The sequence below is a fragment of the Paenibacillus phytorum genome, assembly GCF_013141715.1.
GTDB lineage: Bacteria > Bacillota > Bacilli > Paenibacillales > NBRC-103111 > Paenibacillus_E > Paenibacillus_E phytorum.
In genome coordinates, this window is sequence record NZ_WHOA01000234.1 from 18,439 (window position 1) to 33,690 (window position 15,252).

13 protein-coding genes are annotated in these 15,252 nt (G+C 45.4%); 5 read left to right on the forward strand and 8 right to left on the reverse strand.

Annotation, left to right across the window (positions count from 1 at the left end):
• Positions 1-131: 131 nt before the first annotated feature.
• The 3 genes from GC098_RS32100 to GC098_RS32110 all read right to left on the reverse strand — a co-directional run bounded on the left by GC098_RS32100 (position 132) and on the right by GC098_RS32110 (position 4,163).
• On the reverse strand, positions 132-1,049 hold the full coding sequence (locus GC098_RS32100; protein ID WP_246359096.1) for a DMT family transporter: 918 nt from the start codon (positions 1,047-1,049) through the stop codon (positions 132-134).
• Between the two features lie 377 nt (positions 1,050-1,426).
• The gene (locus tag GC098_RS32105; protein ID WP_171647870.1) at positions 1,427-2,926 is read right to left on the reverse strand and encodes a malate:quinone oxidoreductase; all 1,500 of its coding nucleotides are present in this window, start codon (positions 2,924-2,926) and stop codon (positions 1,427-1,429) included.
• Between the two features lie 697 nt (positions 2,927-3,623).
• The gene (locus tag GC098_RS32110; RefSeq protein ID WP_312880473.1) at positions 3,624-4,163 is read right to left on the reverse strand and encodes an RDD family protein; all 540 of its coding nucleotides are present in this window, start codon (positions 4,161-4,163) and stop codon (positions 3,624-3,626) included.
• 188 nt (positions 4,164-4,351) lie between these two features.
• Here GC098_RS32110 and GC098_RS32115 point away from each other — a divergent pair, with 188 nt between their 5' ends.
• Entirely contained in the window at positions 4,352-5,197 is an 846-nt protein-coding gene (locus tag GC098_RS32115) for a sugar nucleotide-binding protein (RefSeq protein ID WP_171647872.1), read from the forward strand.
• A gap of 56 nt (positions 5,198-5,253) precedes the next feature.
• Here the strand turns inward: GC098_RS32115 and GC098_RS32120 are convergent, their stop codons facing one another.
• Together GC098_RS32120 and GC098_RS32125 are read right to left on the reverse strand one after the other, a co-directional pair.
• A complete protein-coding gene (locus GC098_RS32120) occupies positions 5,254-6,363 on the reverse strand; it encodes an extracellular solute-binding protein (protein ID WP_171647873.1) in 1,110 nt (369 codons plus the stop codon).
• On the reverse strand, positions 6,360-8,153 hold the full coding sequence (locus tag GC098_RS32125) for a sigma-70 family RNA polymerase sigma factor (protein ID WP_171647875.1): 1,794 nt from the start codon (positions 8,151-8,153) through the stop codon (positions 6,360-6,362). The genes GC098_RS32120 and GC098_RS32125 overlap by 4 nt, the downstream gene beginning before the upstream one ends.
• A 299-nt stretch (positions 8,154-8,452) precedes the next feature.
• Between GC098_RS32125 and GC098_RS32130 the strand changes: the two genes are divergently transcribed.
• On the forward strand, positions 8,453-8,758 hold the full coding sequence (locus tag GC098_RS32130) for a hypothetical protein (protein WP_171647877.1): 306 nt from the start codon (positions 8,453-8,455) through the stop codon (positions 8,756-8,758).
• On the forward strand, positions 8,745-9,407 hold the full coding sequence (locus GC098_RS32135; protein WP_171647878.1) for a PspA/IM30 family protein: 663 nt from the start codon (positions 8,745-8,747) through the stop codon (positions 9,405-9,407). Before GC098_RS32130 ends, GC098_RS32135 begins: the two co-directional genes overlap by 14 nt.
• Positions 9,408-9,570: 163 nt before the next feature.
• Here the strand turns inward: GC098_RS32135 and GC098_RS32140 are convergent, their stop codons facing one another.
• The gene (locus tag GC098_RS32140; protein WP_171647880.1) at positions 9,571-10,548 is read right to left on the reverse strand and encodes an aldo/keto reductase; all 978 of its coding nucleotides are present in this window, start codon (positions 10,546-10,548) and stop codon (positions 9,571-9,573) included.
• A gap of 37 nt (positions 10,549-10,585) precedes the next feature.
• Complete coding sequence (locus tag GC098_RS32145; RefSeq protein ID WP_171647894.1) at positions 10,586-11,287, reverse strand: MFS transporter; 702 nt, start codon at positions 11,285-11,287, stop codon at positions 10,586-10,588.
• 187 nt (positions 11,288-11,474) lie between these two features.
• Between GC098_RS32145 and GC098_RS32150 the strand changes: the two genes are divergently transcribed.
• On the forward strand, positions 11,475-12,395 hold the full coding sequence (locus GC098_RS32150) for an AraC family transcriptional regulator (protein WP_171647882.1): 921 nt from the start codon (positions 11,475-11,477) through the stop codon (positions 12,393-12,395).
• Between the two features lie 422 nt (positions 12,396-12,817).
• Here GC098_RS32150 and GC098_RS32155 read toward each other — a convergent pair whose 3' ends face one another.
• Complete coding sequence (locus tag GC098_RS32155) at positions 12,818-14,119, reverse strand: hypothetical protein (RefSeq protein WP_171647884.1); 1,302 nt, start codon at positions 14,117-14,119, stop codon at positions 12,818-12,820.
• A gap of 505 nt (positions 14,120-14,624) precedes the next feature.
• Here GC098_RS32155 and GC098_RS32160 point away from each other — a divergent pair.
• On the forward strand, positions 14,625-15,252 hold a 628-nt coding region (locus GC098_RS32160; RefSeq protein ID WP_171647886.1), incomplete at its 3' end, for a hypothetical protein.

The following is a 15,252-nucleotide window of genomic DNA, read 5'->3' on the forward strand; positions in this document are numbered from 1 at the left end:
TGCCGATCGCCGGCAGCCTTTTAAGGTATGTATTGAGCAACCGTTTCAGCTAGTGTTTCCTTAGATAAAAATGGTCTTTGGTATTAGGAAACTGCAGAAATACAACTTGGAACATTATTTCTCCTATCAGATCAGGATGAGATCTTCTCCTCCTTGGAGGGCTTTGCAAAAAACTGCGCACCCCGCTTCGGAAGCAATTCTGTTGCTACCATAACCCCAAAAATAATAAGCACCGATCCGCCAATTTGTGGCCAAGTCACAGGTGTCCCGAGCAAAGCAAACCCGACGAGCATCGCAACGAAGGGTTGCAAATTCAAAAAGATAGCCGCTTTGGCTGCACCGACCTCTTTGATTTGACGATTCCAAAGAAGTCCACATAACCCTTGCATCAGCAGTGCGGTTGCAATGGCAAGAAACCACGCCCATAGCGGTGCCTGCCATATGGCATTTACTGGCTCCACCAACGCAGCAGCTATGATTTGCATAGCACAACCGATGAGAGTCGAGTACATAGTTGCGCTGAACGGATCGATACGCTCAATTAGCTTCCGCATCATAATAATTGAAGTGGCAAAGGTCAACATAGCAATAAAGATTAGCCACATCCCAGGTGTAATCTGGAACGGCTTACCTACTCCCACCACGCAATAAACTCCTAGTACCGCAATGACAGCACCACCGGCTACCCGTTGAGTCAGCGGCTCCCTAAGAAATAACCACGCGAGAATGGCTGTTGTAATAGGTGCAAGTGATAAGATTAGCGCGGCCGTCGTCCCATCCACGGTTTTTATCCCGGTATAAAAAGCGGTTTGGTTTGCAAGCGTTCCTATCAGGCCTAGCGGAATTAAGAGCTTCCAATCCGACAGCTGCAGGCGAACGGAATTTCTCGTAATCAGTGCGTATCCTATAAAAAATAAGGATGTAAAGGAAAGCCGGATAGCCGAAAGGAGCATGGGAGAAAACTGCTTCACTAAAATAGCCCCGAATACAAAGTTGCTGCCCCAGAACAAAATACACACAGAGAGCAACAAATACGATTTCATTTTCATATGGAGCTACCTTCCTTCCCGTTCAAGAAACACTATCCCCCAGTTTACGACGATTAGGCAAAAGGTTCAATTGGTGGTAACAAATAAAAAAAAGAGGAGTGCTGCGAAGCAAGCCCCTCAACTATAGTTATCCGTCGTGACCACTTGTAAGGATGAAATGCTGTCATGGTTACGCCTGGCTCTGCCGATACGCCTCCCGAAGCATTGCGTATCCGCGGCCGTACTCTTCAATCAACGCGTCCACTTTTGTCCCCTACAAATATCGTTAAACGTTTTGTTCGACTCCTTCGAGACTTACTTAAATTTAAAAAGCGCGATGCTAAAAAGACATCGCGCTTTTAATTTCATTAAATACCTTTGTTTCTACATCCAATGAATTAACTTGAGACTAGTTCTTTTTCGATTAGACCAAGGGCCTTTGCTGATGAAGTATGAATTTCGTGCAGAAGCTCTTCATTTTCCATTAGTGACACGCCATAAGAAGGAATCATTTCTTTAATTTTCTGTTCCCACTCTTTTATATGTTGCGGAAAGCATTTTTTAATTACCTCAAGCATAACGTGAACAGCAGTAGAAGCACCTGGAGAAGCACCTAGTAATGCTGCAATCGAGCCATCAGCGGCACTAATAACTTCCGTACCAAATTGAAGTGTACCTTTGCCGCCAGCTTCAGTATCTTTGATAACTTGCACACGTTGGCCCGCTGCTACTGAATCCCAATCATCGCTTTTGGCGTTCGGGATAAACTCTCGTAACTCTTCCATACGCTTTTCTTTCGATAACATGACTTGCTCGATCAGGTATTTTGTCAATGACATGTTTTTTGCACCTGCCGACAACATCGTTACGAGATTATTCGGTTTTACGGAAGTTACCAAATCAAACATTGAACCGGTTTTTAAAAACTTTGGTGAAAAGCCGGCAAACGGTCCAAATAGCAACGATTTTTTATTGTCGATAAATCTTGTGTCAAGATGCGGAACAGACATTGGAGGAGCTCCAACCTTAGCTTTGCCGTATACTTTTGCATGATGCTGCGCTACAACTTCCGGATTATTACACACCATAAATATTCCGCTTACCGGGAAACCACCAATATGTTTTCCTTCAGGAATACCGGATTTTTGCAGTAAATGCAGGCTTCCTCCTCCGCCTCCGATAAAGACGAATTTTGCAGTATGGCGTTCGACGTTACCGCTATCGTTTCGTACTTTCAATTCCCACGAGCCGTCGTTAGTACGTTTAATATTATCAACGCTATGTTTGTATTTGATATCGACGTTTTTACTCTTTAAGTGGTCAAACAAAATGCGCGTTAAAGCACCAAAGTTGACATCTGTTCCAGAGTCGATTTTTGTTGCCGCTATAGGTTCATTCGATGAACGGTCTTGTATAATAAGCGGAATCCATTCCATCAGTTTTTCAGGGTCATCGGAAAATTCCATCCCTTGAAACAGAGGATTATTAGACATCGCTTCAAAACGTTTCTTTAAAAACGTTACATTTTGTTCCCCTTGTACCATACTCATATGAGGTAATGGCATGATAAAGTCCTGCGGATTACGAATCAGCTTGCTGTTTACAAGATAAGACCAAAACTGCATGGAAAGCTGAAACTGTTCATTAATTTTGATTGCTTTGCTAATATCTACAGATCCGTCTGGTTTTTCGACAGTGTAGTTAAGCTCACACAATGCCGCATGCCCTGTTCCTGCATTATTCCATTCGTTAGTGCTTTCCTCTCCTGCATTTTCGAGCTTCTCAAACACTGTAATTTCCCATTCCGGTACTAATTCTTTCAGAAGTGTCCCTAAGGTCGCACTCATGATTCCGGCACCAATTAAGATGACATCTGTTTTAGTTTCTCTGTTGCTCATTTTAACCATCCTTATACCCTAAAGTTTGCAGAAAGGATGTAGGCGCTCCTGCTAAGGCGTCACACCAAAACAAGGCGCGAACTAGTCACACACCTTTTCTGTTTCAATTATAAACATATCATCGTGTATTACAATTTTTTACAGATTAAAATATCTACTATTATCTGATAATTATAAGCTATTTAAAAGCTGGTAACAAGTCAGAAATCCGTCCACAAAGTCTAATGAACACACAAAAACCAAGGTCTTAACCCAGCTTCTTGCAAGGATTAAGGCTTTGGTTTGCCGTTACAACTGAACCTTTCGAAAGACTCCACCCGTTACTTCAACGAAATCAAAAAGGAGCCGCTTCAAAAACGGCAACCAGCGAACATTTATTACTTCCATATCCCATACTTTTATATACATAAACTTAGTATTTATTAAGGGGGGGTCAAACTTGCAGAGTAACGTTGGTTTTGCATTTAGCTCCGGTATTATTTTATTATTTTTCTTAATATCCTTTGCGTTATTTTTGGTACACATCGTTTTATGCGTTTGGGCATATCGAGATAGTATGAGGAGAGGTAAAAGCACGGAATTTGCACTAATTATTTTATTAGCAATGTTGTTTTTCCCAATCATAGGACTGATCGTTTATTTAATTATTCGTAATGATTAGTTCCAGATCAAATCACCGAAATTTCCCAATGAATCTTTAATCCTTATACCTCATAACAGTCCCCACGATAGAGTCGTAAACCGTTTGTTTATTTTTGCTCCATAATGGACTTATCAAGTAAATTAGTACCATACCGTAGACTGTCCCCAATAATGAATAAATTAAATAATTGGGATACTCAGAAGGAATCACCATGTGCCATATCGTGAAATGGGCGAGCTCCCAAGGGATGAATTTAAGTGTAGAACGAAAAAGCGAGGATCTAAATCCGATTGGTTGACCGTAAATGCCAGCCACCACAATCCTCATTTTTCGTTTACCCCATGTTGCATGCGATTTCGACCCCTCACATAGGGCAAAATAAAGATATACAGGCAGTGTAATGAATAGAAACCCAGTGAACTCCGCCAACAAGGGACTTGTCGTAAACAGCGGAGTCACCTGCGGTCTTGCAAGAAAAGATACTCCGATCAACAGGATGATGTAACCCAAAATGATAAGATAATCCCAAAAAAAGGCGATTATGCGGGTACCAAACGATACGCTCTTTAGATTTTCATTTATCCGGTCGGCCACTGATTTTCATCTCCCAAACAATTAAATTTCTCATGCTCGATTTATTTATTTGACAATTATCAATCTACGCAATAAAATATTTTTACGTAACATAATATTTGTATATTCTGTGGATCAGGGTATGCTCGCCCATCTTCCCCACGCCGTTATCAGGTACCTCTCTAAATCCTCAAAGGAGATAAGAATAAATGAAAATAATCATTTTCGGAGTAAGCGGAACAGTCGGAAAAGCATTAACAAAAACTCTTACAGTTAATCATCATGATGTTTATGGAAGTTATAATTTGAGTAAACCGTCATTTTTACCTTCAGATCATACTATTCAGCTTCCGATTGGTGAACTTGATTTACTGGACAAGTTTTTATCGCAAGTCAATCCTGACTTCGTAGTTATGACTTTGCGCGGAGATTTTGTAAAGCAGCTTAAGTTCCATATTAAAACAGCTGAATACTTAAGAAATACAGGGGGCCGAATGATTTTTTGTTCCACCTCTAATGTATTTGATGCAAGTACCGACTCGCCGCATTTCGAACAGGATCCCCCCTCCGCTGCCAGTGATTATGGACAATTTAAAGTGGAATGTGAAAGGGTATTGGCTGAAATACTTTTAGATAAACTTATTATTGTTAGGATTCCAACCCTTTTTGGTCATGATACACCTCGAACTAACGAGTTGAGACAGCAGCTTCAAGACGGAGAGTCAATAAAGATTTATTCCAATTTGTATTCCACCAGGAACACCGATCAGTTATTATCGATGCAGCTTACATATTTGATGGAACAAGGGCTAACGGGCATTTACCACCTTGGGACTACCGATATAATGAATCATTCAGAATTTACAAAAAAACTTTTGACACGTTGGGGTTATACGGATGTTGCATTCGAAGTATTAAAGCAGGATACTTTTTCCTCAGTCATTCCCGAAAAATATGATAACTCTCTCTTAACCAATAATCCCTTGCCGAATAAACTCCAAATAAACCACGAGCAGTTGATCGAATATTTATCAATGTTCAAGTTTGCCCGTTAGTACAGCAGGCCACCGAGTTTACACTTGGTAGCCTGCTTGAACTCTGTTCTGTTGATTTAAGTATACCTCGTCCAGGACCTCAGTGTCTGTGACACATCGGCACCTTCCAAGATCATTTTATGAATATCATCTTTGATCAATTGTCGGGAAGCATTCCACTTCTTGTTCAGATAGTAGCCACTGAGCTGCACATGATCGAGCTCCTTTAAGTACCGGGACCATATCCGATGTTTATTCAATCCTCGTTGATCCGATTGCGATTTCGAAATTGGTGGCATCCACGAATGGCACTCTAGGATGTAATGGCGCAAGAATTCCCATGCAATTCGAGGATTCGCCGAATTCGTCGTTATACCGATCCCGCCCATGTAGATCATATTCGCCTCTTCCCCGCCAGGTAATGAAGGCAAACCGACAACTTCATACCGTTCATCCAATTTATGATGGTGGGTATCCCATACAAAACAGAAAGTCATCGCGCTCTCATCAAGCCCATTTCCCGCTATGAAATGTTCTCCGGGCTTACGTATGATATGGTGAACTCTGTATGCATCGATAATTTTGCGAAATGCCTCAATTGTAGCCGGGCTATCCACATATCCTCTTGACGTCGAGCCGTCGGGTGATATGTACCTGCCTCCATTCCTCATTACAAAAGGTTCGAACCACTCGATATCGACACCGAGTCCGAAACCGAACTGACTCACAATACCTTTATTATCTCGAATTGTCAGCCTTTTGGCCATTTCAACCATGTCATCCCAGGTCCAAGTTTCAGTCGGATAAGATAGTCCTGCCCGGTCGAACATCTCTTTGTTATACCTAATGAGCGGTGAACTGACTTCAATCGGTAGTCCGGGCAGCATCCCGCCATGTCTCGCAACCCGCAGAAGACCCGAATATAACTCCTGTTCCAAGCCTTCATTTTCTGCAATATACGGGTTTAAATCAATAAATATGCCTCCAGAGTTGCCAATTTGATAGCCACCCGTTTCGATAATATCTGGTGCGTTTTCTGATTTAAGTGCCTGCATGATTTCAAAATAGTCTTTCAATTGCTCGACAACGATCCGAATATCTGGGTTCGCCCGTTCAAAAGACTCCTTCGCGTCCATCACATTTTTCATATTGTAAGCAATTTGTGTTAAAAATCGTATTTCGGTCATGAGTATTTACTTCCCTTCTCTTCTCTAATAAAGGTAAGCGCTTCTTCCAAATAACCGACGGCGGCAGTCTCGAATTCTTTTGCTTTTTCCAAATAAACGGCACACGTCTCAAGCATATCCGGTAGTAGCATTTCGGATGAACGAATGAACGGCACATATGAGCTCAATTGCTCCAACGCTTCCGCCGCTTGTTCATAAGCATCTGAAGCTAGCAACGTCAGCCGCATTACTTCACCTTCGAATGGAACGCTACGTAAATAAAGCGATGCATAACGTTTGGCCTCGGCGTATACCGCAGACAGCTGTCCTAACCCATACCTGTTCGGTACGACGTGACTGTTACGAAGATGACCTATCCAGCGGTTATATGCTATAAGCCCGGACGTGTACTTTAAGTAGCTGGTCATTGGGCGGTACTCGCAGCCATTCCGTGCATAATTGACAGCGAAACGAACGGTTCGTTCAGCTTGCTGCTTTTGCTCCGATATCCGAATTGGCCGAACATCCGGCTCAAGAACACCATCAATGCCTGCTGCAAAACGAACCGGATTGACCGTCACTTCGTCGTACGTAAGCGTTTTACCCTCTATAAGCATTTGATCGGACAAGTATACGATCTGTTGTTCTTCGTCGTACCCGTAAATGACGGACCATTCGTGAACATAGGGCTTAGAAGCCTGTGTATCAAAGTACAAAACCGGCTTCCCAAGATCAATGTACTTCCGAATGAAGGGCAGAACCGATTCTTCAATCGGCAAGACGACTGGAAACCGTTCCACTGCGCCAAGAAGCGGTATAGGCGAGTCCGAGAGTTGCCCGCAGAGCATCGTTATTTTGTAACCGAGCTCCCCCATGAAGGTCTGCAGCGTTCGTCTCCAGTCGAAAATATAAATGCTGTCCGCGAATGTAGTTTGGTCCGATATCTTCATGCGAAAAGCAAAGCTAGAGACCCCCATCAGTTCGGCCATCTCCCGACGATCACCCATCGAGGCCAGCATGCGCCCGATACTGTCAATAAAAGTTGATTTTACCGAAATCTGCGCCGGCCAGTCCGGCATCTGCAAAACTTTATTTCTGATCATTCCACATTCTCCCTTCTCAGGAATTAAGCCAAGAGCAACGCGGATATGCTCTTTTCTCAGCTTTTGGCGCGATCGGTGAATGTATGTATATATGGAACCGGTTGTCATCCGGTACATGGACGCGATCTCCTCAGGGCCCAGCTGGCGAAAAAAGTAAGCCCTGAATATCCCGCGCTCCTTAGGAGTCAGGCAATGAAGCAGTGCATGTATCGTTTCATACATTTCTTTGCGCAGCAGGTTTTCCTGCGGATCCTGATCCCTTACTGCGGCATCGGTCGCGGTGCGAGCAAGATGGTACAGAATACTGTCAAGGTTCTCCCAGTCGACTAGAGGCTCCTCACTCACGGCCGCCCCCATAGATGTGAATGGTCTTTCCTTTCGGTACGGGCCGCCGCGACGCAAGCGCATGTTTGCCTGATTGCGCACAATCCTGTGGAGCCAAGGGAGGAACCGGCTCGTATCCGCAAGAGATCCCAAATGCATAAATGCTCGAATAAGAGCATCCTGCACGACGTCGTCAGCCATATGTGGGTCTCCAGTCATCCGCTTGGCCAAATCGCACGCTTTGCTCCGATGCTGTTCGATCAGTTCACCGAATGCTTCGGTGTCCCCTTGCTGTGCCCGTTCTACCAAAGTGCTATCAATTTCGTACTGCTGAACAATTACTCGGTCCTTCACTATTGCACTTGCTTCATTTTCCACATACATTCCTTCCCTCCCTGCTGCGTCATTGATCTCAATAGGATAGATGCCAATCGCTAGTCAGTTTTGAACAATTAATTAACAGATTTCAACATTATTTCACAATCCCCTTTAGATGAAATTAAAAATAAGGTTGCTGAGCAATTCGAGCGATAGTAATTTTAACGAAAAAATTGGATGGAATGCGCATTCAGCGCATTTTCAGCAACCTTTCAATTAAGATTCAGTTGGCTTTCACCTTTCCTTAAGAAACCAAGCCTATACTTCTAAATGTAAGTAAAACAATAGAGAGGAAGGAATGAGAGATGGGAGAAAGGCATATAAGAGGCTCGGAAAATTTGCACCAATTCAAAGACAACTCCTATGAAGGCATTCACCATGGCTTTCATGGATCGCCACTTCTGAGCATCGTACTGATGCTTGTCGTCGTTTTAATTGGATATTTGTTGTGGAGAAGATTTCGAACACATAAGCAGAACAACCAGTTTACAAATATCGATGCTGCCATGCCGCCGGTTTACTATCAAATGCCCTTAAGTCACAAGGCGAACATGCTAGACGAATGGGAGCGCAACATTCACAAGGAGGAGAAACCAAATGGGAATTTTTAAAAGAGTAAAAGACATTGCTTTGGCCGATATCAACGAGATGCTAGATAAAATGGAAAATCCGATCTACATGATCAAGCAGTACCTTAGAGAGCTGGAGGAACAAATCGCTACCGCCAAGGACGCGCTCGCGAATCAGTTGATCGCAGAGCGCAAGTTTGAAGCGTTAATCAGCGAGCTTGAGCAGGTCATCGGAAATCGTGTCCGACAAACAAATCTCGCGCTCGATCGGGATGATGAAACGATCGCACAGCTCGCAATAGAAGAAAAGCTCATTTGCGAAAAGAGGCTCCACGTGTATCTAGAGCAGTATCAGACTGTGAAACAGCATATCGCAATGCTGCAAGAAACGCTTCATACTTCGAAGTCGCTGTACGACGAGCTGCAAAGTCAAAAGTGGTTTCTAATGTCCAGAGCAAATAGCGCTCGGGCTATGCAAGACCTGAACCGTGTCGTTGCTTCAGTTGATACGGATACCGTTCGAAAAGGTTTTTCCAGAATGGAGGAGCAGGTGTGGCAGATGGAAGCGAGAGCTGCCGCAGACGCTCAGGTCGATCGGTTTTTTCACAATCCCACCTTGGCTGGAACGAATACGCTCATCAAGAACGAAGTGCTGCAGGAGCTGGAGCGGCTTAAAGCTGAGAGAAAGTAGGTTATTTTACCTACCTTTCAACAATAGTACCAAAAAAAGACGACCTCTCAAGAGTGTCGTCTTTTTACATTTGAAGCCGAAAAGCTTATAATTTTTCAGTTTTCCAACTTTCTATACTCACATAAAAATAGAGGCTATCCCCCTTTTGATGAAGCATCTAGTTTTAGTTGCCGTATACCTGATGCGGTACATAAGGCTCCTCTAGGCTCACAATTTCGTTTGAATCCAGCTTCACCGACAACGCAGCAACTGAATCCTCCAGATGATAAAGCTTTGTTGCGCCTATGATCGGCGCTGTTACCTGCTCTTTTTGCAGTACCCAAGCAAGCGCGACTTGCGCGCGAGGAATGCCGCGCTTGGCGGCGATTTCGGCAACTTTCTCCACGATCTTACGATCGGCGTCTACCATTGCCGCAACTAGCCTTTGTCCGGCTTCGTCTATCTCTGAACGGGCTGTCTTTTCATCCCAATCTCGGGTTAACCGACCTTTAGCAAGCGGACTCCATGGAATCACACCGATCCCCTCTGAGCGGCAAAGCGGCAGCATCTCCCTCTCTTCTTCCCTATACAGTAAATTCAATAAATTTTGCATGGAGACAAACTGGGTCCAACCGTTACGTTCGGCGACATGCTGCGCTTTCAAGAACTGCCAAGCATACATCGACGAAGCTCCTATATACCTTGCCTTACCTGCCTTTACTACGTCATGAAGTGCCTCCATCGTCTCTTCAATAGGCGTAGTGTTATCGAATCGGTGGATCTGATACAAATCAACGTAATCCGTACCCAGCCGTCTTAGGCTGTTATCAATTTCGCTCATGATTGCCTTACGGGAAAGTCCCGCACTATTCGGACCCGGGCGCATGCGAAAGAATACCTTTGTCGCAATGACGACCTCATCACGACGGGCATTTTCTTTCAATGCACGTCCGACAATTTCCTCGCTCGTTCCGTCAGAGTAAACATTCGCAGTATCGAAGAAGTTAATGCCTAGTTCTAGCGCTTTTTTAATGAATGGCCTGCTTTCCTCTTCATTCAGCGACCATGGAGCTATTCCACGTTCGGGTACCCCATAACTCATGCAACCAAGGCATATTCGTGAAACTTCCAAACCGGTGCGGCCAAGCTTTACATATTCCATATAATCGATACACTCCTTAGTTTTATTTTTCACTGGTTCATGTATTCTGACCGAAAGAAGCGCGTCGCAGCGGGACAAAGGTGGTAATGCCGCCATAAGCGATAGCATGAAAAAAGCTCGATGCCGTGACGGGCAAGACCGATTTTTCGAAAAAATCGATTCTCCTTGCGCCAGATTTTGGCTGGAAAGGCATTTTTGCACCAAAGGTCAAGAGAAGTGCTGCGGCAGAGAATCCTACGGCGAATAGAAACAGAGCGTGGTACGACTGGTTCTGTGTAACCCAGATGCCGAATATCGGTCCGACCGCCATAGCCATGGTCGTGGCCGTACCAAACCACCCCATGCCTTCTCCGCGACGGGCCGACGGGATCATATCCGCAATCGCCGTGTAAACAGCGGTAGTGGAAACGGCCCAACTCATACCGTGCAATATTCTGAGCCCCATCAAAACGACGATTCCGCCGATCCAGTCATACATATACATCGCCAAGATGAAAAGAAGCAGCCCCCACACGATAAAGGGACGCCTGCCAAACCGGTCCAGCAGAACGCCGACGATCGGGCGAAAAATAACGGCAGACAGCATAAACGCGCCCGCCGCTAGATCGACCTGCGCTTCGTTACCGCCCAACTGTTTGATGAACAGCGGCAGCGTCGGATACAGCGAATAATATCCAGTGAATAGGAAAAACATCCCTACCGTCATGAGAATAAACGGCTTCTTCCATAGGCGTTCCACTTTCATTCCTCCTCAAGTTCTGTCAAGAACTCATATGTGTTAAAGGGCGTAACCTTATTATGCAATAAATGAAAAACAGACCGTTATCTCATTTGTCTTAAATGATTGCCTAATCCTCTCACTACTAATAACGCTACAGACGTAAATGCCTTATAATTGAAAAAGATAAAACAACAAGGAGGAGCCTATGTCGGAGGAAATACTAAAACAGCAATATGAACTCGCCAAATTGATTGAACGTCACTCGGCTCAAGACGGAGTTTACAAGACCGCAGTCCCATCTTTATTTTTTATTCGCTACTCTAATGTGACCGAGCCAGTCTACAGAGTTTACAAGCCTTCCTTATGTTTCATAGCTCAAGGTTTGAAAGAGATATTGCTGGCACAGGAGCGTTTCGAATATGGTCCTGCCGACTACCTTATTTCATCCATGAACTTGCCGGTGATCGGCCAGGTCATAAAAGCTTCTTTCGACGCCCCATATTTGAGTTTCAAACTTGAATTTACACAGAGTCAAATTTTGGAGGTATTAAATAATTCTGACATTCAAATCACCCCGAAAGAAAATGCTAAGCGAGCTATGTTTGTCGGTCAGATAGAGTTACCTATACTGGATGCGATACTCAGATTAGCTCGTTTGCTAGACAATCCCAAAGACATTCCGTTCCTCGCTCCCATCTACACAAGGGAAATTCTATACAGGCTTCTGCAAGGGCAGTATGGCGTTACGTTGGCTCAAATCGCAATGGAAGGAAGCAGCATCTATCGAATCAGGGACGCTATCGAACAAATTATCAATGACTGTGATAAGCCTTTGCGAATTGAAGAGCTTGCAGAAATAGCCAGTATGAGTATTTCTTCGTTTCACAGACACTTCAAAGAGGTAACCGCTATGAGCCCTATTCAGTTTCAAAAACAACTGCGATTGCAGGAAGCTCGACGCCTATTATTATCCGAGTCAGCGGATGCCGCTGATGTCGCATTCCGGGTAGGCTATGAAAGTGCATCCCAATTCAGCCGTGAATATTCTCGTATGTTTGGTTCTCCTCCCAGAGCGGACATAAAGCGTTTGAAGGAAAAATATGACCAAAGACTAAACGTAAGATGATCCTCTTGCCAAGCGAGGGCAAATTAATCCGCCAAACATTGTCTGTCTCTGTCGGGAATAAGATAATGTCTTGTCACCCGATACTGGCCCCTTGAATAAAAAAAACACCGTCCTTTATCGTGGCGGTGTTATGTGTTTCTATTCATTTTTTTGTTATTCAAGAATCTTTCCAAAGGGCTATAAATCACCTTTAACACTTGAGTAAGACCCGATAAATCCGGATAGAAAACAAGCTGAACGGCAAGCATGTATCCTATGGGCCATAAATGCGGTCCCATCGGGCATTCCATGTCCATTACCTCAACCAGGGCGGCTCATTAGCATTCCTGATGCGCGGAGTGACGCCCGTTTAGCCCGCGGCATCGCGCCGCGCCCAACCTTAGCCGCTCCTTGCCGCAGTTCGCGTCCGCCGCGTCTGCTGCTTATTGTCTCTCGTATTTTTTGATCCCGGGCGGCAGCGGAACGTTTGCCGGATTCGGCTCCTCCCGCTTGTCCGTAACGATTCGACCGTCAACCAGTATCGCCATATAGACGTATCGCGGGTTTAACTGAGCGGGAGCTTCCATTGTCTTGCTGAAAAACATCGTTTGGCCGTTTATCAACAGCGGAAGGCCGCCACCTTGCACGGCACTGCCGACATATTGCTTGTGCGGGCCGATGCTGCCCTCTTCTTTCACATCGAGCCCTTTAATCATGTCGAGCATAAGTGGCGTGTTCTGACCGTGACGCATATTCACTTTGCCGGTTTTGCCAACCGGCATATCGCCGGAGACTTCGACTGTGGCGTAGCTACCCACCGCCTCCTCCAGCATGTTCACGAGCAGCTCCCATTCGTCCTCAGCCTCTGGAGGATACACGGTCAGGAATTTGTCAATGGGATCCTGAGTGTTGGTGAAGTCGAACTTATGGGATACCTTCCAGGATATCAGCATCGGACTGACCGCCTGCGCAATCGCCAGCCGCTGGGTGGCATCGCCGGAGCCGACATGCGACTTCCAGCTTACGTGCGCCATTTCCCCCATGCCCCATGACAAATAGTTGCGGTCGGGCTTGTACCGCTGCCCTAGCAAATAATCCTCAAGCGTGACTGCGGCTTTCGCTTCTTTCTTCTCCTCGCCCTTTCGCACAGTAGCAAGCCTCTCGCCGCCGCGGAACGCCTCTACGTGCCGGCGGCCCTCCCTTCCGACGGTGGAAGGAGCCTCCGCCTCTTGAATTACGACCCGCCTCTTCCGGATGTCGACCAGAATTTGCTCTACCTTGGCCAGCTTACCAGGATCTTTCTTCTTCAGCTTCTCCTTGCTTTTCCGCAGGTCGTAGCTTGCCCGCCAATCGCGAATAATAGCTTCAATCTTCTGCATCTGCTCTTCCTGCGCCCGATAATCCGTGTCGCCCAGCTTCTCATAGGCGACCAGCGCGTCATCCAGATTGCCCCACGACGTCTTGCCGAACAGCTTCGTGCCGGCCTTCAGACCTTCATCGTGCAGCTCCTTGCTCGTTGGCAGCCCTGCCGCTCTTTGCACGCCTACTGCCAGCGGAGCCGCGGAAATCCGCATGCCTCTCTGCAGCAGCTCCCCCACCATCCGGTTACCCACCGTCCGCTGCAACTGCATCCAGTCGCCATAGGTTGCGGCCTGCTGCGCCGCCCCAACGGCCGTTCGTTCACTGCCCGTGCTTTCACTTTTCCCCGCGCCCCGTTCGGGAGGCTGATGCCGCACCCCTGCCATGCCAAAGCACCTCCTTCAAAATTGTACTTACCCTACTATCATAGTTCGGTATGCCTTTATATTTTCCTTTTTTTGTAACTATCCTGCCCGGTGGTGTCGTAATTAGAGATAATATCCACTTTTCACGAAATTTAATTACTTCCATTCGATAACCTGGACAAGGCGGGATTGCTCTATGTGGGGGGGCGGTCATAATGCCAAAGAAGCATACAGCGCGAAGAGCATCCTATTGCTTATTCCATTGGCAATTTTCTATTTCCTGACTATGCAAGCGGTCCGAAGGCGGATACGGGACTGCTCTACCTAACGCTGAACGGCGACAGTATCGATATGTCCTTTCACAAGCAAGTACTAAATAAAGCTCTTTTTTAAACATGTAGTTATAGGAAAAAAAGGAATTTAGAGGGATATAGAGAATAGCTTATCCTAATCTTTCTTTACGCATTAACTCCACAGCATATTGTGTTGTAAAATATATCACACAAAGTCGACAAGGAGTGTACTTGTGAACTATTCAACATTAACGAAATTCTTGCCTTCTAGATTCAATCGTTTTCATGTACTTCTTATTTTTATTGCCACCGCATTGCTTGTCTCGTTAATTGGATATATTCAAAGGGATATTGCGAATCCTCGTGATTATCACTATGAAAAACAGAAGGCTTCCAATGGCGTCGTCTTGCATACAATTCAAACTACCCCGGATAATGTTCGACTGCAGGCGATCGATATGAATGTAACGAAAACTCCCTATTACGGTATTAATGGGGGCTTTTTCTGGGAAGGAGCTCTGCTTAGCATCGCAGTTATCAACGACCAACCTTTGAAAGGAATGCCTGGCGATTACGGATCTGGCTGGTACAACACGGGCATTGACTCTAACTTAAAGCGTGGAACGCTTGTTTGGGATGACGTCACTAAACGATTCTCGATTCAAGTAGTTACACATGCCGGTGAGCTGACCGTAACAGATAAGCGGCGTTATTGGGCACAGGGTGGTGTCAGCATGAAGCTTAACGATAGCTTTGGCTGGGAGAGTGATATGATTTTAGAGCAAATGCCAGCCTATAACGAAGGTCATATGCGTACGGCAGTTGTTTATGATAGTCAAGAGAACATTTATATGATTGTAA